Source organism: Pseudomonas borbori (genome assembly GCF_900115555.1).
Classification (GTDB): Bacteria; Pseudomonadota; Gammaproteobacteria; order Pseudomonadales; family Pseudomonadaceae; genus Aquipseudomonas; species Aquipseudomonas borbori.
This window is the reverse complement of the sequence record NZ_FOWX01000004.1, coordinates 89460-111339: the sequence shown is the minus strand read 5'-3', so window position 1 is coordinate 111339 and position 21880 is coordinate 89460. Positions and strand designations below refer to the sequence as shown.

The following is a 21880-nucleotide window of genomic DNA, read 5'->3' as shown; positions in this document are numbered from 1 at the left end:
GCCTCAGGACGCCGGAGTCAAGCCGAGGACAATATCGAAACGCGCCACCTGTTCGCCCGCCCGCGCGCCGGCCACCGGCACGAAAGGCACGATCAGGCGTTCGCGCAGGCGCGGGTCGCGGATCGCATTGAGCACGCCATCGCGCTGATTGAGCGGCTCGCCGCGGATGTAGCACTGGGTGACGAAGCGCGGTTGGCCGGGCAGGGTCACGGCGAAATGGATATGCGGGGTGCGCCCCGGGTAGGGCACCGGACGAATGGTGCGGAAACGGTAGCGGCCATCGCTGGCCGTCTCGAAGCGGCCATAGCCCTGGAAATTGGCGTCGCGTCTGGCCCGGTCGCCGCCACGGCTATGCAGGTAGACGCCATTGGCATCGACCTGCCAGATTTCCACCAGGGCGTCCTTCAGCGGGTTGCCGCGGGCATCGAGAATCTGCCCGTGCAGCTGCACCACAATGCCGCGGGCCTGGGCCGACTGCGCGCCGACCAGCAGCAGGTCGTTGTCCCGATCCAGCGGCAGTTGATCGGGATAGAAGGGACCGAGCGTCTGCGCCGGGGTCAGCAGCAGCTCGGCGAAGAGCCCCGGGCTGGCCAGCAGCAAGCCGCCGCCACCGAGCCCGGCCAGCAGCCGGCGACGGCTGATGCGTGTCGCGGTCATGTTTGCCTCCGCAATTCCAGTGCCGATGTGTACAGACTAGCTGAAGGCCAGGTCCCGGTTGCGTGTTGCGCCGGGCCTCGCTCAGCGGCTGCAGAAGATGCAAGACCGGTCGCCTCTGCCACTTGTCGCAAGCCGGGCGCAACACGTAGCCCAATGCAATCCGGGCGCTTTTTCAGGCGCCAGACTTCCCCGGATTTCATCCGGGCTACAAAAGAATACTGCTCACCTGGTTCGAGTGAACCGCCTCGCCAGCGTAGCCGAGGTTTTTTCTCCAGCGCTCAATCCTGGCCGTCGTGGAAGCGGTGGATCTGCCGGCGCTGCTTCTTGCTTGGCCGGCCGTCGGTCTGCACGCCCAGGGCGCCGGCCTTGCGTTGTGCCGCGGCCTGTTCGCGGCGAGCTATGCTCTCGGCGGTTTCGCGGTACAGCGCCTGGGCCTCGGGGGCGCCGCGGCGCACCCCGGAGAGTGCCTGAACCACCACGCTGCGCTCATCGAAACCGATGCGGATCAGCAGTTCGTCGCCGATCCGCGGCTCCTTGCCCGGTTTGCAGCGCTCGCCACGGCAATGCACCTTGCCGCCCTCGATGGCGGCCTTGGCCAGCGCGCGGGTCTTGTAGAACCGTGCGGCCCACAGCCATTTGTCCAGGCGCACCTTGTCGTCGTCTTTGTCGCCTACCTTATTGCTCATCGCACTCTCGATCGAAACAGTCAGGGGTTGTGAAAATATCCAACGCAACGCTGCAGCAGGCGTTTTTTCACAACCTTTGCGCTCAGGTGGATTTTGCCTGATGCAGTTGTCATTAGGCCCAACTAGAATGCCGGGAAATCAGGGGACCTGCCCACTTTGAAGACATTCGACCACCTCAGCGTGATCGGCCTGCGCGAATGGATCAACCTGCCCGAGCTGGGCATGGTCGGCCTGCGCGCGAAGATCGACACCGGGGCCAGCACCTCCTGCCTGCATGCCAGCGATATCCAGCCGTTCCAGCGCGATGGCGAAGACTGGGTGCGCTTCACCGCGCACCTCGGCACCCTGGTGCAGCGCCGTCATCGCTGCGAGGCGCCGCTGGTGACGGTGAAGCGGATCAAGAGCTCCACCGGCCATGTGCAGAGCCGCTATGTGATCCGCACCCACCTGGCCCTGGGCGATCGCCTGTGGCCGGTGGAGTTCACCCTGACCTGCCGCAAGACCATGCGCTACCGCGTGCTGCTCGGTTCCAAGGCCCTGGTCGACGGCCAATTGGTGGTCAATCCGGCACTGACCTACGTTCAAGACAAACCCTCGCTTGCTGACCTTTCTGGTGCCCCATGAAAATCGCCGTGCTGTCGCGCAATCCGCGCCTGTATTCCACTCGTCGCCTGGTCGAAGCCGGCCAGCTGCGCGGCCATGAGATGGTGGTCATCGACACCCTGCGCGCCTATATGAACATCGCCAGCCACAAGCCGCAGATCCATTACCGCGGCAAACCGCTGGAAGGCTTCGATGCGGTGATCCCGCGGATCGGCGCCTCGGTGACCTTCTACGGCTGCGCGGTGCTGCGCCAGTTCGAGATGATGGGGGTGTTCCCGCTCAACGAGTCGGTGGCCATCGCCCGCTCGCGCGACAAGCTGCGCTCGCTGCAGTTGCTCTCCAGGCGCGGCATCGGCCTGCCGGTGACCGGCTTCGCCCACTCCCCCGACGACATTCCCGACCTGATCCAGATGGTCAACGGCGCGCCTTTGGTGATCAAGGTGCTGGAAGGCACCCAGGGCATCGGCGTGGTGCTGTGCGAAACGCAACAGGCCGCCGAGTCGGTGATCGAGGCCTTCATGGGCCTCAAGCAGGACATCATGGTCCAGGAATACATCAAGGAAGCCGGCGGTGCGGACATCCGCTGCTTCGTGGTCGGCGACAAGGTGATCGCCTCGATGAAGCGCCAGGCCAGGCCCGGCGAGTTCCGCTCCAACCTGCACCGCGGAGGCTCAGCCAGCCTGATCAAGATCACCCCGGAGGAGCGCATGACCGCGATCCGCGCCGCCAGGGTGATGGGCCTGTCGGTGGCCGGGGTCGATATCCTGCGCTCCAACCACGGCCCGCTGGTGATGGAAGTGAACTCCTCGCCAGGCCTGGAAGGCATCGAAACCACCACCGGCAAGGATGTCGCCAGCCTGGTGATCCAGTACCTGGAAAAGAACGGCAGCCCCAACCGCACGCGCACCCGGGGCCAGGGCTAGCCGGGATGGGGGATGGGGTCCGATCCGCGAGATCCGCACCACGCCTCATTCCCGCTGCCTCATTCCTCCTTCCCCTCCAAACCAGTTTCCCCGCTAAACCGCGTCGCGCGGCAGCAGCAGCCCCAGCGGCAGACAGACCCTGGCTTCCAGGCCGCCGCCGCTGCGATTGCGCAGCTCGACGCTGCCGCCGTGCAGGGCGGCGATGCGCTTGACGATGGCCAGGCCGAGTCCGGCACCCTGGCCGCCGCGGGCACGGTCGCCGCGGATGAAGGGATTGAAAATGCTGCCCAGCTCGGCTGGATCGAGACCGGCGCCGCGGTCGAGCACGCTGAGCACCACGTAGGGCGCGCTGCAGTCGCCGGATACCGACACGGCGACTTCGACCGCATTGCCGCCATAACGCAGGGCGTTCTCGATCAGGTTGACCAGCAAGCGCTTGATCGATACCCGCCGTAGCGGGAACAGCGGTACCGGCTCCAGGCACAGGCGCACCAGCTCCTGCTGCTGGTTGTAGGGCGCCACCACTTCGCGGATCAACTGGAGCAGGTCGAGCTCTTCCACCGGCTCGTCGCGGCCATCGCGGATAAAGGCGAGGAACTGGTCGAGAATCGCGTCCATGTCCTCGATATCTCGGACCATGTCCTCGGTCAGTTCGGAGTCGTTGTTCAACAGTTCCAGGGACAGGCGCAAGCGGGTCAGTGGCGTGCGCAGGTCGTGGGACACCCCGGCCAGCATCAGCTCGCGCTCGCGGCCGGCCTGTTCGACGTCTTCGGCCATCTGATTGAAGGCGCGATAGACCTCGGTCATCTCGCTCGGCGTATCGCTCACCGGCAGGCGCACGCTGCGCCCCTGGCCAACCTGACGGGCGGCGAACACCAGGCGCTTCAAGGGCGCATTGAGCTGGCGCACGAAGATCCAGGCCGCCGCGGTGGAGAGCACGCCAATGGCGAGGAACCAGCCGAGCACGCTCCAGATCCGCTGGCCGCGCAACGGATGCGGGTACAGCGGCACCCGCAGCCAGTCCTCGCCCAGTGTCGGGGCATGCACCCACAGCGCCGGCGGGCTTTTCGCGCGCACCCGCACCTCGGTGTCGGGACCGAGCTCGGCCTGCATCTGGCGCTGGAAGATCTCGCTGTAGGGCCAGTGCTGTTCGCTGGCCGGCACCTGTTCGCGGGGCGTGCGCCTGAGGCCCGCGGCCTCGGCGATGGTCGCCCGGTCTTCCGGGTCGGCCGCCCAGTAGGCGCGCAGGGTCAGCGCCGCACCGTGGCTGTACTGGCGGTCGACCAGCACATCCTCGTTCATCATCAGATAAACCAGGGTCAGCGCCTTGGAGAACAGCACCACGATCAGTACCAGCCAGAGGGTGCGGGCGAAGAAGCTTTGCGGGAACCACAGCGGGGTTTTCATAGGCCCTTACAAGGATCTGTAGGAGCGGGCCATGCCCGCGATTGGACTGCGGATCGCGGGCATGGGACAAGGTGTCTCCCACCGCTCCTACGGTCGATCATTGCGCCGACGTCATTTATTGCCGTCCGGCACGAACACATAGCCCACGCCCCAGACCGTCTGGATATAGCGCGGCTTGGACGGGTCCGGCTCGATCAGCCGGCGCAGGCGCGAGATCTGCACGTCGATCGAGCGCTCCAGGGCGTCCCACTCGCGGCCGCGGGCCAGGTTCATCAGCTTGTCGCGGGTCAGCGGTTCGCGGGCGTGCTGGACCAGGGCCTTGAGCACGGCGAACTCGCCGGTGGTGAGCATGTGCACCTCGTCGCCCTTCTTCAGCTCGCGGGTGGCCAGGGACAGCTCGTATTCACCGAAGCTCACGCTCTCGTCCTCGCTGCCCGGTGCGCCCGGCACCAGCGGCGCCTGGCGGCGCAGCACGGCCTTGATCCGCGCCAGCAGCTCGCGCGGGTTGAAGGGTTTGGCCAGGTAGTCGTCGGCGCCCAGCTCCAGGCCCTGAATACGGCTGGCTTCGTCGCCCTTGGCGGTGAGCATGATGATCGGCACCTGGTTGTTCGCCGCGCGCAGCCGGCGGCAGGCCGACAAGCCGTCCTCGCCCGGCAGCATCAGGTCGAGTACCACCAGATGGAACAGCTCGCGGGCCAGCAGGCGATCCATCTGCTCGACGTTTTCCACCGTGCGCACGCGGTAGCCCTGCTCCTCGAAGAAGCGCTCGAGCAGGCGCCGCAAGCGGGCATCGTCATCGACAACCAGAATTTTCTCGCCTTCAAGCGGAAGTGCAGTGCTGCTCATAGAAGCTCCTTGACCGGGAATCTGCACCGTCCGTCGGACGTGAACAGTTTCCAATGCCGGCATTATGGCTCAGCCGCCGCGATTACCGGGGTGGCCATTGTTAGCAGATTTTTCGTCGCCGCCTTGGGGCACGGGAATGGGCGTGCAGCGCGGCCCGGATTGCCCTTTCGCCCGGCCGCCCCTCATTCCTCATGGCAGCTCATGGTTATAATGCCGCGCTCTATCGTCTGGCCCGTAGTCTGCGTGGCCGGTTTTTCGTTTCAGTGTGGGTAGCTTTTCATATGCTCAGCATCAACAACCGCATCGCCGAAGAACTGGGCGTGCGCCCGCAACAGGTCGCCGCCGCCGTGGCGCTGCTCGACGAAGGCTCGACCGTGCCGTTTATCGCGCGCTACCGCAAGGAAGTCACCGGCAGCCTGGATGACACCCAGTTGCGTAACCTGGAAGAGCGCCTGCGCTACCTGCGCGAGCTGGACGATCGCCGCGCCAGCATCCTCGCCAGCATCGAGGAACAGGGCAAGCTGACCCCGGAGCTGAGCCGCGAGATCAACCTGGCCGAGACCAAGACCCGCCTCGAGGACCTGTATCTGCCGTACAAACAGAAGCGCCGCACCAAGGGCCAGATCGCCCTGGAAGCCGGCCTCGGCGAACTGGCCGATGCGCTGTTTGGCGACCCAACACTGAATCCGGAAAGCGAAGCCGCGCGCTTCGTCGACGCCGAGAAAGGCTACGCCGACGTCAAGGCGGTGCTCGAAGGCGCCAAGTACATCCTCATGGAGCGCTTCGCCGAGGACGCCACCCTGCTGGCCAACCTGCGCGGCTTCCTCAAGGACAACGCCACCCTCAGCGCCCGCCTGATCGCCGGCAAGGAGCAGGAAGGCGCCAAGTTCCGCGATTACTTCGAGCACGACGAGAAACTCAAGAGTGCCCCCTCGCACCGTGCCCTGGCGATTTTCCGCGGGCGCAACGAAGGTTTCCTCAGCGCCAGCCTGAAGGTCGGCGAAGAGTTGCCCGGCACCCTGCACCCCTGCGAAGGCATGATCGCCGAGCGCTTCGGCATCAGCAACCAGGGCCGCGCCGCCGACAAGTGGCTGGGCGAAGTGGTGCGCTGGACCTGGAAGGTCAAGCTCTACACCCATCTGGAAACCGACCTGCTCGGCGAGCTGCGCGAAGGTGCCGAAGACGAGGCGATCTCGGTATTCGCGCGCAACATGCATGACCTGCTGCTGGCCGCCCCGGCCGGCCCGCGCGCCACCCTCGGCTTCGACCCGGGCCTGCGCACCGGCTGCAAGATCGCGGTGGTGGATGCCACCGGCAAGCTGCTGGACACCGCCACCGTCTACCCGCACGCGCCGCGCAATGACTGGGACGGCACCCTCAACACCCTGGCCAAGCTGTGCGCCAGGCACGGCGTCGACCTGATCGCCATCGGCAACGGCACCGCCAGCCGCGAAAGCGACAAGCTGGCCGCCGAACTGATCAAGAAACACCCGGCGCTGAAGCTGACCAAGGTGATGGTCAGCGAGGCCGGCGCCTCGGTATACTCGGCCTCGGAGCTGGCGGCCAAGGAATTCCCCGACCTCGACGTGTCGATCCGCGGCGCGGTGTCGATCGCCCGCCGCCTGCAGGACCCGCTGGCCGAACTGGTGAAGATCGACCCGAAATCCATCGGTGTCGGCCAGTACCAGCACGACGTGTCCCAGCTCAAGCTGGCGCGCAGCCTGGACGCGGTGGTGGAAGACTGCGTCAACGCCGTCGGCGTCGACGTCAACACCGCCTCGGCCGCCCTGCTGGCGCGGATCTCCGGGCTCAATGCGACCCTGGCGCAGAACATAGTCGCGCACCGCGACGCCCATGGCGCGTTCAGGACCCGCGACGCCCTGAAGAAGGTCTCGCGCCTGGGCGAGAAGACCTTCGAGCAGGCCGCCGGTTTCCTCCGCGTGATGAACGGCGACAACCCGCTGGACGCCTCGGCGGTGCACCCGGAAACCTACCCGCTGGTGCAGCGTATCGCCGCCGATACCGGCCGCGACATCCGCTCGCTGGTCGGCGACGCGACCTTTATCAAGCGCCTCGATCCGAAGCAATTCACCGACGAAAGCTTCGGCCTGGTCACCGTCGGCGACATCCTCCAGGAGCTGGAAAAGCCCGGCCGCGATCCGCGCCCCGAGTTCAAGACCGCCGAGTTCCAGGACGGCGTCGAGACCCTCAAGGATCTCGAACCGGGGATGATCCTCGAAGGCGTGGTGACCAACGTCACCAACTTCGGCGCCTTCGTCGATATCGGCGTGCACCAGGACGGTCTGGTGCATATCTCGGCGCTGTCGGAGAAATTCATCAAGGACCCGCACGAAGCGGTCAAGGCCGGCGACGTGGTCAAGGTCAAGGTGATGGAGGTGGACATCGCGCGTAACCGTATCGCCCTGTCGATGCGCATGAGCGACACCCCCGGGGAGAAAATCGAAGGGCCGCGTGGCGGCCCTTCGCGCGGTGCCGGCGCCCCCCGTGGCAATGCGCCGCGCAACGAGCGGCACAGCCCACAGGACAAGCCCGCCCCGGCCAATGCCGCCATGGCCTCGCTGTTCGCCAACGCCAAGCAACTGAGGAAGTAAGCCATGAGCCAGCCATCCCCGGTCGGCCAGGACAGCGCATTCAGCAAGCTGCTCGGCATGACCATCGAGAAAGCCGAGAACGGCGAGTCCCAGGTGCGCATGAGCATGCAGGACCATCTGCTCAATCTGCACGGACGCATGCACGGCGGCGCGTTGTTCTCGCTGATCGACACCGCGCTCGGCCAGGCCAGCCACAGCCTGTTCGGCGGCGAGGCCGGCAGCATGACCCTGGAATGCAAGGTCAACTACATCCGCGCGGTCAATGAGGGCGAGATAGTCTGCAACGCCCGCGTGCTGAATGCCGGACGCAAGGTGCATGTGCTGGAGGCGCGGGTGCAGCAGGGCGACAAACTGGTCGCCACGGCCCAGGCCACCTTCATCTGCAAGTGAGCCGCCATAGCCGGCGGCGCCGACCGCGACCGCCGGCCCCGGGTGCCCGGAGCCGACGTGCATCCAGGCGACAAACGGGTCGCAAAGGCACAAGCGGCCTTCGCCGGCGTGCAATCGCCGGCGCCCAGACCGGGCTAGGATAACCAGGCCGTGCCGCGCCCGGAGCGGACAGCGGCGGTGCAATTCGCCGTTACCGGCCCCCCCTTGTAGAGCAATCGATTCGCCCCCATATTGGGCCGAACGATGCGTAAAGGAATGCAATCTTGAGCGACCTGTTCTCCCGCCGCCTGGCCCTGCTCGGCGAGCGCGCCAACCTCTCCCTGCTTTCCCAGTGCTTGCACGGCATCGAGCGCGAATGCCTGCGCGTCGACGGCGACGGCCAGTTGGCCCTGACCCCGCACCCGGTCGCACTCGGCTCGGCGCTGACTCACCCGCGGATCACCACGGACTATTCCGAGGCGCTGCTGGAGTTCATCACCCCGGCCGAGCCCGACCCGGCCATCACCCTGGCCGATCTCGAACAGATCCACCGTTTCGTCTACAGCAAGCTCGACGGCGAGTACCTGTGGAGCCCGTCGATGCCCTGCGCCTTGCCGGACGAGGAGACGATTCCAATCGCCGAGTACGGCAGCTCGCATATCGGCCAGCTCAAGTACATCTACCGCAAGGGTCTGGCGCTGCGCTACGGCAAGACCATGCAATGCATCGCCGGCATTCACTACAACTTCTCCCTGCCCGACAGCCTGTGGCCACTGTTGCAGCAGGACGAGGGCAATACCTGCGCCGCGCGCGACTACCAGTCGGCGCGCTACATCGCCCTGATCCGCAATTTCCGCCGCTACAGCTGGCTGCTGATGTACCTGTTCGGCGCCTCGCCAGCCCTGGATGCAGGTTTCTTGCGCGGCCGCCCGCACCAATTGCAGCAACTCGATGGCGATACCCTGTACCTGCCCTACGCCACCAGCCTGCGCATGAGCGACCTGGGCTATCAGAGCAGCGCCCAGGCCGGCCTGACCCCCTGCTACAACGACCTGAACAGCTACACCGACAGTCTGCGCCAGGCGGTCGCCACGCCCTATCCGCCCTATGTCGAAATCGGCAGCAAGAAGGATGGCGAATGGCTGCAACTCAACACCAACATCCTGCAGATCGAGAACGAGTACTACTCGAACATCCGCCCGAAACGCGTGACCCACAGCGGCGAACGACCGATCCAGGCCCTGATGGCGCGTGGCGTGCAATATATCGAGGTGCGCTGCCTGGACATCAACCCCTTCCTGCCGCTGGGCATCGACCTGGTCGAGGCGCGCTTCCTCGACGCCTTCCTGCTGTTCTGCGCCCTGCAGGAAAGCCCGCCACTGGGCGGCGACGAATGCCACGCCTGCACCGACAACTTCCTCAAGGTGGTCAAGGAGGGTCGCCGTCCAAACCTGCACCTGCAGCACCGGGGCCAACCCGTGGCGCTGCAGGCCTGGGCCCACCAACTGCTCGACAGCATCCAGCAAACGGCCAGCCTGCTCGACCAGAGCCATGGCGACCAGGCGCACAGCCATGCCCTGCAACTGCAGCGCGCCAAGATCGACGATGCTAGCCTGACACCTTCGGCCCAGGTGCTGGCGCAGCTGCAGCAGGGCGAAAGCTTCAGCCAGTTCGCCCTGCGCCAGAGCAAGCAGCACGCCGACTATTTCCGCAGCCAAACGTTGAGCGCAGAGCAACAGGCCGACTTCGAAGCGGCGAGCGCACGCTCACTGCGCGAGCAGGCGGAGCTGGAAGCCCGGGAAGAGGGCGACTTCGACAGCTTTGCCGCAGCCTACCAGGCGAGCATCCTGGCCCTGGGGATTTAGTCGACCCGGTCACAAAAACCAGCAACGGAGCAAAAGCCGTGACCGCTAGCCCCGCCAAGGCGGCCAGGCGCAGCTAGCATAGGCACAGAGCGAGCAACCCGAGCGGTGCCCATGGAGTCCGACGCCCACCCCGAGGACGACCGCCACTGGAGCCTGGAAAGCCTGAACAAGGTCTACCAGCAAGGCTATATGGCGGGCCTCACCGGCCAACCCAGCAGCCGCCACGGCCACAGCGCCGAGGTGCTTGCCGCTGCCTGGGAAGCCGGTTGGGACGACGGCCACGAACAACAACTGCGTCAGCAGAAGAGCGCCTGAGCCCGGGCAATGCCCTTGTAGGGTGGATGACGCCTTTTCATCCAGCATCGCTATTGGAGGATGGACAAAGTGTCGTCCATCCTACGCAGCTCTCGTACGCCTACAACGCCTTCTCGAACACCTTGGAATTGCGCTGGAAGTTGTACAGCGAGGCGCGCGCGGCCGGCAGACGGTCGACGCTGCTGGGCACGAAGCCGCGCTCGCGGAACCAGTGGGCGGTGCGGGTGGTGAGGACGAACAGGTGCTTCAGGCCCTGGGCACGGGCGCGCGCCTCGATGCGTTCGAGCAATTCGTCGCCGCGGCCGCCATGGCGATAATCCGGGTTGACCGCCAGGCAGGCCAGCTCGCCGTAGTCCGAGTCGTCGATCCGGTACAGCGCGGCGCAGGCGATGATCAGGCCGTCGCGCTCGACGATGCTGAACTGCTCGATCTCGCGCTCGAGCACCTCGCGCGAACGGCGCACCAGGATGCCCTGCTCCTCCAGCGGGCTGATCAACTCGATCAAGCCACCGACATCGCCGATATTCGCCTCGCGCAATGACTCGAACTGCTCCTGGTCGACCAGGGTGCCGCCGCCATCGCGGGTGAACAGCTCGGTCAGCAGCGAGCCGTCCTCCACATAGCTGACCAGGTGCGCGCGCTTGACCCCGGCACGGCAGGCCTGGGCCGCGGCGTCGAGCAATTCGCCCTGGTAGCTGTTGCCCAGGCGCGCCAGGTGAGTCGGCACCTGCTGCGGACGCAGTTCGCGCACCAGCTTGCCCTCTTCGTCGAGCAGACCGCGCTCGGCACTGAACAGCAGCAGCTTGTCGGCGCCCAGGTCGATGGCCGCACGGGTGGCCACGTCCTCACAGGCCAGGTTGAAGATTTCCCCGGTCGGCGAATAGCCCAGCGGCGACAGCAGCACGATGCTGCGCTCATCGAGCAGGCGGCCGATGCCCTTGCGGTCGACCCGGCGCACCTCGCCGGTGTGGTGATAGTCGACGCCGTCGACCACGCCGATCGGCCGCGCGGTGACGAAGTTGCCGCCGGCCACGCGCAGGCGCGCGCCCTGCATCGGCGAAGCGGCCATGTCCATCGACAGGCGCGCCTCGATGGCGATGCGCAGCTGGCCGACCGCATCGATCACGCACTCCAGGGTCGCCCCGTCGGTGACCCGCAGGTCGCGGTGAAAGTGCGGGGTCAGCCCGCGCGCGGCCAGGCGCGCCTCGATCTGCGAACGCGAACCGTGCACCAGCACCAGGCGCACGCCGAGGCTATGCAGGAGCACCAGGTCGTGGACGATATTGCCGAAATTCGGGTGGGCGACGCCTTCGCCCGGCAGCATCACGACGAAGGTGCAGTCGCGGTGGGCGTTGATATAGGGCGAGGCATGGCGCAGCCAATTGACGTAGTCGTGCATGTGAGAGCCTGTAGAGCAATGACGAAAGTAAAGGTGGAAACAACGCTTCTCGCGCTGAGAGAAGGTAACTAGCGTCGTCGCAGCAGCATCAGGGCTCCCCTTCAGGCTTTCACAGGTTGCAGGCAGTAGTGTTGGATCAACTCACGTAACAGACGCACGGTCGGCTCGAGACGTGACATTTCCAGGTACTCGCCCGGTTGATGGGCACAGTCGATATCGCCGGGGCCGAGCACCAGGGTCTCGCAGCCAAGCTGCTGAAGATAAGGCGCTTCGGTGGCAAACGCCACCGAAGCCGCGCCGTGTCCGGTCAGGCGCTCGGCCAGGCGCACCAGCTCGCTATCGGCGGCCTGCTCGAAGGGCGCCACGCTGGGAAACAGCGGGGCGAAGTCGATCTTGACCTGATGCCGCTCGGCCAGCGGCTGCAGCTTCTGGCGGATCGCCGCACGCAGCAGTTCCGGCTGCATGCCCGGCAGCGGGCGCAGGTCGAACTCCAGCGAGCACTGACCGCAGATACGGTTGGGGTTGTCGCCGCCGTGGATGCAGCCGAGATTCAGGGTCGGCACCGGTACGCCGAACTGCGGGTTGTTGAACTCGCGCTGCCACTGGCCGCGCAGGCCGCGCAGCTCGTTCAGCACGTCCTGCATCGCCTCCAGGGCGCTGTGGCCGAGGCTCGGGTCGGAGGAATGGCCGCTCTGGCCGAGGATGTCGATGCGCTCCATCATGATGCCCTTGTGCAGGCGGATCGGCTTCAGCCCGGTCGGCTCGCCGATCACCGCTGCCCGCCCCAACGGCCGGCCGGCGTCAGCCAGGGCGCGGGCGCCGGACATCGAGCTTTCCTCGTCGCAGGTGGCGAGGATCAGCAACGGCTGACGGAAGCGCTGCGTCAGCAAGGGTTGCAGCGCCTCGATGACCAGGGCGAAGAAGCCCTTCATGTCGCAACTGCCGAGGCCAACCCAGCGGCCATCGACCTCGGTCAGCTTGAGCGGATCGCTCTGCCACAAGGCTGCATCGAAGGGCACGGTGTCGCTGTGCCCGGCCAGCACCAGGCCGCCAGGGCCGCTGCCGTAACTGGCGAGCAGATTGAATTTCCCCGGCCTGATTTCCTGCACCTCGCAGGCGAAACCGAGGTCGCCGAGCCAGCTCGAGAGCAGCTCGATCACCGGCCGATTGGACTGATCCCAGCGCGCCTGGGTGCAGCTCACCGAAGGCGCGGCGATCAGCGCGGCGAATTGCTCTTTGAAGGAAGGCAGGGGCATTGGCGGTCTCCGCTGACGTTGCCGCCATCATAGGGGCAACGCCGACGCAGAGGGAACCGTAATGCGGGACTAACTCAGAGGAAGATGCCGCGCAGGATATAGAAGAATACGATGGCCAGAACCGCACCGACCGGCAGGGTGATCAGCCAGGACATGAAGATCTTGCCGATCACGCCCAGATTCAGCGCGCCGATACCGCGGGCCAGACCGACGCCCAGCACCGCACCGACCAGGGTGTGGGTGGTGGACACCGGCAGACCGATGGCCGAGGCCCCCACCACGGTGGTGGCGGTGGCCAGCTCGGCGGCGAAACCGCGGCTCGGGGTCAGCTCGGTGATTTCCTTGCCGATGGTGGCGATCACCTTGTAGCCATAAGTGGCCAGGCCGATGACGATACCCACGGCGCCGAGCAGCAGCACCCAGGCCGGCAGCGCCGCCTTGGCCCCGACCGCTTCACCGCCGGACTGGATCACCCCGACGATGGCCGCCAGCGGACCGACCGCATTGGCCACGTCGTTGGAGCCATGGGCAAAGGCCATGGAGCAGGCGGTGAAGATCATCAACACGGCGAAGACTTTCTCCACGCTGGCGTAGTGGAAGTCCTTGTCCGCCTCGACGTCGATCTTGATCCGGCTGAGCAGGCCGACACCCAGCAGCATCACCAGTGCGCCGACGCCCAGCGAGAGCAGGAAACCCTCGTTGCTGGAGAGGTTCAGGCCGATATGCTTGAGGCCCTTGGTCAGGGTCATGATGCTGACCATGAAGCCGGTGGCGAACATATACAGCGGCACGAAGCGCTTGGCGTTGAGGAAGGGCTCGTCGGTATCGATGATCAGCCGTTGCACGCTGACGAACAGGCCGAAGGCGACTATCCCGGAGAGCAGCGGCGAGATCACCCAGCTGGCGACGATCGGGCCGACCCCGGCCCAGTTGACCGCGTCCATGGACACGCCGACCGCGGCGAAGCCGATCACCGCACCGACGATCGAATGGGTGGTGGACACCGGCCAGCCGCGAGTCGAGGCGATCAGCAGCCAGGTGCCGGCCGCCAGCAGCGCCGACATCATGCCCAGCACCATCAGGTCCGGGGTGATCATCGAGGCGTCGACGATGCCGCTCTTGATGGTTTCGGTGACCTGGCCACCGGCCAGGTAGGCGCCGGCGAACTCGAAGACCATGGCGATCAGGATCGCCTGCTTGATGGTCAGTGCGCGGGAACCCACCGAGGTACCCATGGCATTGGCCACGTCGTTGGCGCCCACGCCCCAGGCCATGAAAAAGCCGAAGAGGCAGGCGAGCAGCAGCAATACGAGGCCGTAGTCCGCAATCAGAGACATAAATAATTAATCCGTAGATTCCAGAAAGGACACTGGCGCTTAACGCGCCAGCAGTTGTTCCAGTCGATTGCCGACTCGCTCGGCACGGTCGGCGACATCGCCGATCCATTCGATGATCTGGTAGAGGAACATCACGTCGACCGGAGGGAGATCCTTTTCCAGTTTGAACAGGGCACGACGCACTTCGATCTGCATCACATCGGTGTCGCGCTCGATCTGCTCCAGCTCCTCGACCATGGATTCGACCAGGGCGGCTTCGCGCCCGCCAAAGCCGGTTTCCAACAGCTCGTCCAGCTCGTTCATGGCTTTCAGCGCCTGGGCGCTGGCATCCACGGTGCGTTGCACGAAGGCCCGCATCAGTGGCTGCAACGCCTGTGGAACGGCCATTTCGCGCCCCAGCATCAGGCCCGCGATGTCCTTGGCGCGGTTGGCAACTTTGTCCTGTACACTCAGCAGCTCAAGCAGATCCGAACGCGGCACTGGCAGAAACAGGCTCTTGGGCAGGTGCAACCGTACGCTTTTCTTCAGTTTGTCGGCTTCGCCCTCCAGCCGCGCCATGTCCTGTTGCACCTGCTCCACCTTGACCCAATCTTCAGCCATCACGGCGTCGAAAAACGGCACCAGGTGTGCGGCGCACTCATGGGCTTTGGCGAAGTGCTTCTGCATCGGCCCGATGGGCGAGCGACCGAACAGGCTGGCGAATGGATTGAGCGGCATAGGGTGAACCCCGGCTTTAAAGAAGGCGGCAAGTATACGGATCGCTCGAAAAGCTCGCCAGCACGCATCATCAGACAGTCACAATTTCACAGTAGGCGCTTAGCTCACCATCATGGTCAAAGAAACCGAAATCAAATTGCGGGTCAGCCGCGACACCCTGGCAGCCCTGCGCGAGCACCCACTGCTGAAGAAGCGCAACAAGAGCGGCTGGGAACAGCGCGAGCTGTTCAATCAGTATTTCGACACGCCCGCTCGCGACCTGGCCCGGGCCAAGGTCGCCTTGCGCATTCGCCGCGATGGCGATGCCTTTATCCAGACCCTGAAAAGCCGTGGCCAGAGTGTCGCGGGCCTGTCCGAACGCAATGAGTTCGACTGGCATCTGGATCAGGCCGAGCTGGACCTGAGCAAGCTCGACGACAGCTGCTGGCCGGCGGCCCTGGCCGACCTGGACAAGAGCCTGCTGCAACCGCTGTTCAGCACCGACTTCGTCCGCCAGCGTGCCGACATCGCCTGGGGTCGCGGCAAGGCCAAGGTGCAAATCGAGGCCGCGCTGGATCTGGGCAAGGTGATCGCCGGCGAAGGCGAAGAGGAAATCTGCGAGCTGGAACTGGAGCTGCGCCAGGGCGAACCTGCAGCCCTGCTCGAGCTGGCCGCCGAACTCGCCAGCGATCTGCCACTGATGCCGTGCGACATCAGCAAGGCCGAGCGCGGCTACCGCCTGTTCGATGCCAACAGTTACAGCCTCAGCCTGCCGGCCCCCGAACTGAACGCCGAAATGAGCCTGGACGACGGCTTTACCGCCATCGCCTGGCACCTGCTCGGCAGCAGCCAGCGCCTGGCCGAGCAATACCGCTTCAATGGCCACTGGCGCCTGCTGGTCGACTGGCTGGAACAACTGGTCGACCTGCGCGCACTGATCGGCAGCCTCGGCCAGGCGGCACCGCGCAGCAGCAGCAGCGAACTGCGCCAGACCCTCGACGCCCTGCTCCACGACTGGCGCCCACGGGTCCAGGCCGGCCAACTCGACGATGCCGCACGCCAGGCCGCGCCCGCGCAGTTCGCCAGCGAACTGCAGGGCACGCGCTGGGGCCAGTTCTCCCTGATCAGCTCGCGCTGGCTGCTGACCAAGGGCTGGACGACCAGCCGCAACAACCGCGGCAATCGCCAGGGCGCCGCACCGCTGGGTAACTGGCTGCCGACCTTGCTGGCCGAGGAAGGCCATGAGCTGCAGTTGAACCGCTACCAGAAGCAACCGGAAGACCTCGCCGAGCAACTGCCGCGCATCGAGCGCCTGCTGGTCTGGCTGCGCATGGCCCGCAGCGTACTGGAGGTGGCGGAAGTCGACCGTCTGTATGGCGAGCTGAGCAAACTCAGCGAACAGGCCCAGCGTCCCATCGACGCCGAGTCGCTGGCCGCACGCCAAGCCCAGGCCCAAACTGTGGCATCGCTGAAGGCCTGGAGAATGCTGGTGAAGTAAGCGCCACGCAGCAGCGCTGGTCGTCGGAATCCCGGCGGGTGCAAATCACAGAAATGCGAATTAAACCCGTTTGACCGACAGAATCGGCCATAGCGCCTACACTGACCGGGACTTGAACAGCGGAGCACTGGTCATGACGGAGCCATCGAGAGGCAAAGGCGAGCGCAGCGACCCGGCGCCGCCCTTCGCACAGTCCATCTCCCGGAGGCTCCAGCAATGATCAGGCCGCCCTATGCCGGCAACCGGCGCATTCTGCTAATCGACGACAACCCGGCGATCCACCAGGACTTCCGCAAGATTCTCGGCACCGGCCAGGACAGCCAAGCCATGCTGGCCGCCGCCGAGGCGGCCCTGTTCGGCGACGCCCCACCCGTGCAGCACGTCTTCGAACTCGACTCCGCTCATCAGGGCCAGGAAGCCCTGGCCATGCTCACCCGCGCGCTGGCGCAGGGTCGGCCTTATGCCATGGCGTTCATCGACATGCGCATGCCGCCCGGCTGGGATGGGGTCGAGACCGTCGAGCGGCTCTGGCAAGCCGATCCCCAGCTGCAGGTGGCCCTCTGCACCGCCTACTCCGACTATTCCTGGGAGGAAATGGCCGAGCGCCTCGACCTGAGCGACCGCCTGCTGATCCTGAAGAAGCCCTTCGACGCGATCGAGATCCGCCAGTTGGCCAGCGCGCTGACCGTGAAGTGGCAGATGACGCAGGACGCGGCCATGAAGATGAGCGCCCTGGAACAGGCGGTCGAGGAACGAACCAAGGAGCTGTCCGACGCCAACATCATCGTGCGCAACAGCCCGACCATCCTCTACCGCCTGCGCGGCGAGCCAGCCTTTCCCCTGATGTACATCTCGCACAACATCACCAAGTTCGGCCACGATGCCGCCCGCCTGGTCGCCTCGCCGAACTGGGCGCAAGAGCTGGTCCACCCGGACGACCTGCAGATGCTCGACGCGGCGATGGGCCGGGTATTGGAGAAGAGCGCCCAGGGCGCCTCGATCGAATTCCGCCTGCTGACCGGTGCCGGCACTTACCGCTGGGTCGAGAACCGCTATGTCCCGGTGCGCAACGGCGAGGGCCGGCTGATCGAGATCGAAGGCATCATTCTCGACATCACCGAGCGCAAGCTGGCCGAGGAGAAAATCGCCCTGCTCGCCCGCACCGACGGGCTCACCGGCCTGGCCAACCGGGCGACCTTCATCGAGCGCCTGAGCCAGGCCTTCGCCGCGGCCGAGCGCGGCGCCCCCGCGTTCGCGATCTTCTACCTGGACCTCGACCACTTCAAGGAAGTCAACGATACCCTCGGCCACCCGGTCGGCGACCTGCTGCTGCAGGAAGTCGCCGCGCGCATCCAGGACTGTACCCGCGAGAGCGATGTGGTCGCCCGCCTGGGCGGCGACGAGTTTGCGATCCTGCAATTGCACATGGGCGAGCCGGCGAACGCCGGCGCGCTGGCGAAAAATATCCAGACCACCCTGGCGCGCCCCTACTCGCTCAACGGCAACGAGGTGCGCATCTCGGCCAGCATCGGCATCTGCCCCTATGCGCCGGGCAGCGCGGGAGCGGATGCCATGCTGACCCAGGCCGACCTGGCGCTCTACCGCTCCAAGGAAGAGGGCCGCAACCAGTACCACTTTCACTCCGAGGAGCTCGACCAGCAGGTACTGGAGCGGGTAACCCTGGCCAATGACCTGAAAAGAGCAATCGATCAGGACGAGCTGGAGCTGTATTACCAACCCCAGGTCGAGCTGTCATCCGGGAGAATTCTCGGCATGGAGGCGCTGGTACGCTGGAATCACCCCGCCCGCGGCCTGCTCGCCGCCGATGTGTTCATCCACATCGCGGAAAGAACCGGCAGCATAGTGGCGCTCGGCCATTGGGTGCTGGAACAGGCCTGCCGGCAAATGCGCCAGTGGCGCGATGCGGGCATGGCCCCACCGCTGATCGCGATCAACCTCTCGCTGGCCCAGATCAAGAGCGGCCAGGAACTGGTGCGCGATGTCAGCGTAACCATCGCCAAATGGGGACTGGCCCCCGCCGACCTGGAATTCGACGTGACCGAGGCCACCCTGGCCCAGACCAAATGGACCCGCAACGACGTGCTGCCCCAGCTGCGAGAACTAGGCGTGAAGATCGCCATCGACGATTTCGGCGCCGAATACTCCTCGTTCGACTACCTCAAGACCTACCGGGTCAACCACCTGAAGATCGCCCAGTCCTTCATCAACTCGGCCAGCGAGGATCCGGATAGCGCCACGACCATCCGCGCCATCATCAACTTCGCCCGCGAGCTGGGCATCGGCATCATTGCCGGTGGCGTGGAAACCCATGAGCAGCGAGCCCTGCTGATCTCGGCCGGCTCGACAAACCAGGCGCAAGGCTTCTATTTCAGCAAAGCGGTGGACAGCACCTGCGCCAGCGAACTGCTGCGCCAGGGCCGCATCCTGGTGCGGGCTGACGAGGAGGAGCTGGCCCTTGCGCCCAATCCGCCGCAGGGCCGCGCGTGAGCGTAACGGACAGCCTCCCTTCGGGGCCGAAACGCAGGGAATTGCAGGGAGGGCAGGCTAATGGGTCGGGTTACCGCAGCTTTGTTCAGGACAGCATGGCCAGGCCGCAAGCAACTGTCCGCCGCCGGTTTGAGCTGGGTAATCGCCCTGCCATGCGGGCTCGTGGCCCAGATCGGCGCAACGCCGCTCGACGAACCCATCAAACCCATTCCCCTGGTCCAGGATCTGGACCCGGCGCGGACCGAACTGGGTCGCCGGCTGTTTCAGGATGTGCGCCTCTCTGCCAACGACAGCCTGTCGTGCGCCAGCTGCCACCAGCTGGCGAGCGGCGGTGCCGACCAGCGCGCCTTTTCCCTCGGTTTCTCAGGCCAGCGGGCGGCGGTCAACACGCCGAGCGTGCTCAACGCCGGGCTTAACTTCAGGCAGTTCTGGGACGGCCGGGCAGGCTCCCTGGAGGCGCAGATCGACGCCGTGATCCAGAACCCGGTCGAGATGGGTTCGACCTGGCCTGAGGTCATCGGCAAGGTCGCGGCGGACGCCCACTACCGCACGGCCTTTGCCGCCGCCTACCCGGACGGGGTCACCCAGGCGAACATCGCAAATGCCATCGCGACCTTCGAGCGCAGCCTGGCCACGCCCAACTCGCGCTTCGACCAGTACCTGCGCGGCGATGCGGCTGCGCTCTCCGCCGAGGAGAAGGCCGGCTATTTGAAGTTCAAGCAGTACGGCTGCATCACCTGCCACCAGGGGGTGAATATCGGTGGCAACATGTTCCAGAAGTTCGGCGTGATGGGCGACTACTTCCAGGCGCGGGGTAATCCGTCGGCAGCCGACCTGGGACGCTTCCGGGTCACCGGCAACGAGGCCGACAAGCACGTGTTCAAGGTGCCCAGCCTGCGCAATGTCGCCCTCACCGCGCCTTACTTTCACGACGCCACGGCCAAGACCCTCGAGGAAGCGGTGGCTGTCATGTTCAAGTATCAGCTCGGCCGTGTGGCCTCCGAAGCCGATATGCAATCGATCGTCAAGTTTCTCGAAACCCTGACCGGCGAACGCGCAGGGCCGCAGCCATGAGCCTGGTCATACGCCCGAGCTGGCTGTTGATGATGGTAACAGCCGTGGCGCTCGCCTCGACCCTGACGTTTCTGTTCGCCAAGACCGAAGAGCACGACCCCTCGGCGTCTTTCGAGTCTCTGGCCTTGCTGCGGCAGCTCAGGCAGCTGGACGCGCAATGGGAACTCAACGTGTTGAAATCCAAGATCGGCATAAACCAGGACTACGACCCGCTGGTCGAACCCTTGACCGCGCTGAGAGCCCAGTGGGACAGACTGGAGACCCTGGTAAGCCTGCAGGCGTGGAGCGACTCGCCCGATTGGCAGCGCGGGCGCGAGGCCTACCTGCAGGCGCTCGAGGACAAGAGCGAGCTGATCGAGCGTTTCAAGTCGCATAACGCGGTATTGCGCAACTCCCTGGCGTTCCTGCCCATCGCCGAAAACGATATCCACACCCCGCTACGCCAGCTCGGCGGCAGCGGCCGGATCGAACAGACGGCAGTGGTGGCCGACCTGCACGATGCCGTGTTGAGCACCCTGGAATACGCCCAGACAACCTCCACGGACAGAGCCGCCGAGGTCGAGGCGGGCCTGGACCGTCTGGCGGCGGACAAGGCCCTGCTGCCGCCCGACCTGCAGGCGGCGCTGGCGATCCTGATGACGCATGTCCGCACCATCCTGCGCGAGCAGCCGCTGGTCAACGGCCTGGTCGAGCGCATCGGTGCTGTGCCGATGGCGGTGCGTCTCGACGAGCTGCATCGGCTCATCGACCAGGCCCAACTGCAGTCGGCCGAAGAGGACCTGCGCTATCACGAGTACGTGCTGCTCTTCTCCGCGATTCTCGCGGGCCTCCTGTTGTATGTGGGTGGCCGGCTGATCCACAGCTACGCGGTCATCAACCGGGTCAACAAGAAGCTCCAGGAGGCCAACGACGGCCTGGAACAGCGGGTGCAGCAGCGCACCCGCGAACTGCGCGAGACCCAGAGCGAACTGGTGGCCACGGCGCGCCAGGCCGGCATGGCCGAGATCGCGACCAACGTGTTGCATAACGTCGGCAACGTGCTCAATAGCGTGAATGTCTCGGCCGACCTGGTCAGCCGCCGGGTACGCAACTCCAAGTCGCAAGGGCTGGCCAAGGCGGTGCAGCTGATCAACCAGCACGCCGCAGATCTGGGCGATTTCTTCAGCCGCGATGCCAAGGGCAAGCTGCTGCCGGGTTATCTGAGCCAACTGGTCGAAGCGCTCGCTGACGAGCAGCAGGGCATCGCCGAAGAACTCGAACACCTGACCAGAAGCGTCGACCACATCAAGGAGATAGTCGCCACCCAGCAGTCCTATGCCGGTGCCTCGAGCATGCTCGAAGCGGTGCGGGTCACCGAGCTGCTGGAGGATGCCCTGCGCATGAATGCCGGGGCGCTGCAGCGTCACCAGGTCACCGTGATCAGGGAGTTCGCCGAAGTGCCGCCGCTGTTGCTGGACAAGCATCGGCTGCTGCTGATCCTGGTCAACCTGATCAGCAACGCCAAGCAGGCGCTGTCGGCCCAGGACAAGCCTGCACACGCGCTGACCCTGAGCGTGCAGCTGCTGGAGGCGGGCAACCTGCAAATCTGCGTGCGCGACGATGGCGAAGGCATCGCGACGGAAAACCTCACCCGGATCTTTGCCCACGGTTTCACCACGCGCCAGGACGGTCACGGCTTCGGCTTGCACAGTTGCGCATTGGCGGCCATGGAGATGGAGGCGACCCTGACCGCCCATAGCGATGGGCCGGGCCAGGGCGCCGTCTTTGTCCTGGAGCTGCCCGTCCATACCGTGCAGGGCGGGTCATGAGGCAGCCACCGCCAAGCCCGC

General features: G+C 65.6%; 18 protein-coding genes. 10 read left to right on the top strand and 8 right to left on the bottom strand.

Features of this window, described 5'->3' with window-relative positions:
• Positions 1 to 3 precede the first annotated feature (3 nt).
• A complete protein-coding gene (locus BM315_RS04225) occupies positions 4 to 657 on the bottom strand; it encodes a dioxygenase family protein (protein ID WP_090498151.1) in 654 nt (217 codons plus the stop codon).
• A gap of 278 nt (positions 658 to 935) precedes the next feature.
• Positions 936 to 1343, bottom strand: coding sequence for an RNA-binding S4 domain-containing protein (locus BM315_RS04220; RefSeq protein ID WP_090498149.1), 408 nt, complete (start codon positions 1341 to 1343; stop codon positions 936 to 938).
• Positions 1344 to 1499: 156 nt separating this feature from the next.
• Here BM315_RS04220 and rimB point away from each other — a divergent pair, with 156 nt between their 5' ends.
• Complete coding sequence (gene rimB / locus BM315_RS04215; RefSeq protein WP_090498147.1) at positions 1500 to 1967, top strand: retropepsin-like aspartic endopeptidase RimB; 468 nt, start codon at positions 1500 to 1502, stop codon at positions 1965 to 1967.
• Positions 1964 to 2869: a 30S ribosomal protein S6--L-glutamate ligase gene (rimK, locus tag BM315_RS04210; protein ID WP_090498145.1), complete on the top strand. Its 906-nt coding sequence runs from the start codon at positions 1964 to 1966 to the stop codon at positions 2867 to 2869. The genes rimB and rimK overlap by 4 nt, the downstream gene beginning before the upstream one ends.
• A gap of 93 nt (positions 2870 to 2962) precedes the next feature.
• On the opposite strand, the gene BM315_RS04205 is transcribed toward rimK, so the two are convergent.
• Both BM315_RS04205 and ompR read right to left on the bottom strand, forming a co-directional pair.
• The gene (locus tag BM315_RS04205) at positions 2963 to 4276 is read right to left on the bottom strand and encodes an ATP-binding protein (protein WP_090498143.1); all 1314 of its coding nucleotides are present in this window, start codon (positions 4274 to 4276) and stop codon (positions 2963 to 2965) included.
• A 111-nt stretch (positions 4277 to 4387) separates the two neighbouring features.
• On the bottom strand, positions 4388 to 5122 hold the full coding sequence (gene ompR / locus BM315_RS04200) for an osmolarity response regulator transcription factor OmpR (RefSeq protein WP_090498140.1): 735 nt from the start codon (positions 5120 to 5122) through the stop codon (positions 4388 to 4390).
• A gap of 281 nt (positions 5123 to 5403) precedes the next feature.
• Between ompR and BM315_RS04195 the strand changes: the two genes are divergently transcribed.
• The 4 genes from BM315_RS04195 to rmf all read left to right on the top strand — a co-directional run bounded on the left by BM315_RS04195 (position 5404) and on the right by rmf (position 10283).
• Positions 5404 to 7734, top strand: coding sequence for a Tex family protein (locus tag BM315_RS04195; RefSeq protein ID WP_090498137.1), 2331 nt, complete (start codon positions 5404 to 5406; stop codon positions 7732 to 7734).
• Between the two features lie 3 nt (positions 7735 to 7737).
• A complete protein-coding gene (locus BM315_RS04190) occupies positions 7738 to 8124 on the top strand; it encodes a PaaI family thioesterase (RefSeq protein ID WP_090498134.1) in 387 nt (128 codons plus the stop codon).
• 263 nt (positions 8125 to 8387) lie between these two features.
• Positions 8388 to 9968 (top strand): glutamate--cysteine ligase, encoded by a 1581-nt coding sequence (gshA, locus tag BM315_RS04185; RefSeq protein ID WP_090498132.1) that lies wholly within the window; start codon positions 8388 to 8390, stop codon positions 9966 to 9968.
• A 111-nt stretch (positions 9969 to 10079) separates the two neighbouring features.
• Positions 10080 to 10283: a ribosome modulation factor gene (gene rmf / locus BM315_RS04180; RefSeq protein ID WP_090498130.1), complete on the top strand. Its 204-nt coding sequence runs from the start codon at positions 10080 to 10082 to the stop codon at positions 10281 to 10283.
• A 100-nt stretch (positions 10284 to 10383) separates the two neighbouring features.
• On the opposite strand, the gene argA is transcribed toward rmf, so the two are convergent.
• From argA to BM315_RS04160, 4 genes are all read right to left on the bottom strand, one after another.
• Complete coding sequence (argA, locus tag BM315_RS04175; RefSeq protein ID WP_090498128.1) at positions 10384 to 11682, bottom strand: amino-acid N-acetyltransferase; 1299 nt, start codon at positions 11680 to 11682, stop codon at positions 10384 to 10386.
• Positions 11683 to 11783: 101 nt separating this feature from the next.
• The gene (argE, locus tag BM315_RS04170; protein ID WP_090498126.1) at positions 11784 to 12938 is read right to left on the bottom strand and encodes an acetylornithine deacetylase; all 1155 of its coding nucleotides are present in this window, start codon (positions 12936 to 12938) and stop codon (positions 11784 to 11786) included.
• Positions 12939 to 13012: 74 nt separating this feature from the next.
• A complete protein-coding gene (locus tag BM315_RS04165) occupies positions 13013 to 14275 on the bottom strand; it encodes an inorganic phosphate transporter (protein ID WP_090498124.1) in 1263 nt (420 codons plus the stop codon).
• A 39-nt stretch (positions 14276 to 14314) separates the two neighbouring features.
• Positions 14315 to 14992 carry a TIGR00153 family protein gene (locus BM315_RS04160; protein ID WP_090498121.1) on the bottom strand — a complete coding sequence of 226 codons (678 nt, stop codon included), beginning with the start codon at positions 14990 to 14992 and terminating at the stop codon, positions 14315 to 14317.
• 112 nt (positions 14993 to 15104) lie between these two features.
• Between BM315_RS04160 and BM315_RS04155 the strand changes: the two genes are divergently transcribed.
• The 4 genes from BM315_RS04155 (at position 15105) to BM315_RS04140 (ending at position 21859) form a co-directional block, all read left to right on the top strand.
• Positions 15105 to 16469 (top strand): CYTH domain-containing protein, encoded by a 1365-nt coding sequence (locus BM315_RS04155; RefSeq protein ID WP_090498118.1) that lies wholly within the window; start codon positions 15105 to 15107, stop codon positions 16467 to 16469.
• Between the two features lie 216 nt (positions 16470 to 16685).
• Positions 16686 to 18977, top strand: coding sequence for a putative bifunctional diguanylate cyclase/phosphodiesterase (locus BM315_RS04150; RefSeq protein ID WP_090498115.1), 2292 nt, complete (start codon positions 16686 to 16688; stop codon positions 18975 to 18977).
• Positions 18978 to 19037: 60 nt separating this feature from the next.
• Positions 19038 to 20051, top strand: a complete 1014-nt coding sequence (locus tag BM315_RS04145; RefSeq protein WP_090498113.1) for a cytochrome-c peroxidase — start codon at positions 19038 to 19040, stop codon at positions 20049 to 20051.
• Positions 20048 to 21859 (top strand): DAHL domain-containing protein, encoded by a 1812-nt coding sequence (locus BM315_RS04140; protein WP_090498110.1) that lies wholly within the window; start codon positions 20048 to 20050, stop codon positions 21857 to 21859. The genes BM315_RS04145 and BM315_RS04140 overlap by 4 nt, the downstream gene beginning before the upstream one ends.
• The last annotated feature ends 21 nt before the right edge of the window (positions 21860 to 21880 follow it).

Bases quoted from the DNA above. Each gene is read 5' to 3' on its own strand.
- rimK (WP_090498145.1), top strand. From the start codon at position 1,964: ATGAAAATCGCCGTGCTGTCGCGCAATCCGCGCCTGTATTCCACTCGT.
- argE (WP_090498126.1), bottom strand. From the start codon at position 12,938: ATGCCCCTGCCTTCCTTCAAAGAGCAATTCGCCGCGCTGATCGCCGCG.
- BM315_RS04150 (WP_090498115.1), top strand. From the start codon at position 16,686: ATGATCAGGCCGCCCTATGCCGGCAACCGGCGCATTCTGCTAATCGAC.
- argA (WP_090498128.1), bottom strand. From the start codon at position 11,682: ATGCACGACTACGTCAATTGGCTGCGCCATGCCTCGCCCTATATCAAC.
- BM315_RS04145 (WP_090498113.1), top strand. From the start codon at position 19,038: ATGGGTCGGGTTACCGCAGCTTTGTTCAGGACAGCATGGCCAGGCCGC.
- BM315_RS04220 (WP_090498149.1), bottom strand. From the start codon at position 1,343: ATGAGCAATAAGGTAGGCGACAAAGACGACGACAAGGTGCGCCTGGAC.
- BM315_RS04225 (WP_090498151.1), bottom strand. From the start codon at position 657: ATGACCGCGACACGCATCAGCCGTCGCCGGCTGCTGGCCGGGCTCGGT.
- rmf (WP_090498130.1), top strand. From the start codon at position 10,080: ATGGAGTCCGACGCCCACCCCGAGGACGACCGCCACTGGAGCCTGGAA.
- BM315_RS04165 (WP_090498124.1), bottom strand. From the start codon at position 14,275: ATGTCTCTGATTGCGGACTACGGCCTCGTATTGCTGCTGCTCGCCTGC.
- BM315_RS04205 (WP_090498143.1), bottom strand. From the start codon at position 4,276: ATGAAAACCCCGCTGTGGTTCCCGCAAAGCTTCTTCGCCCGCACCCTC.
- BM315_RS04195 (WP_090498137.1), top strand. From the start codon at position 5,404: ATGCTCAGCATCAACAACCGCATCGCCGAAGAACTGGGCGTGCGCCCG.
- ompR (WP_090498140.1), bottom strand. From the start codon at position 5,122: ATGAGCAGCACTGCACTTCCGCTTGAAGGCGAGAAAATTCTGGTTGTC.
- BM315_RS04190 (WP_090498134.1), top strand. From the start codon at position 7,738: ATGAGCCAGCCATCCCCGGTCGGCCAGGACAGCGCATTCAGCAAGCTG.
- BM315_RS04155 (WP_090498118.1), top strand. From the start codon at position 15,105: ATGGTCAAAGAAACCGAAATCAAATTGCGGGTCAGCCGCGACACCCTG.
- BM315_RS04140 (WP_090498110.1), top strand. From the start codon at position 20,048: ATGAGCCTGGTCATACGCCCGAGCTGGCTGTTGATGATGGTAACAGCC.
- BM315_RS04160 (WP_090498121.1), bottom strand. From the start codon at position 14,992: ATGCCGCTCAATCCATTCGCCAGCCTGTTCGGTCGCTCGCCCATCGGG.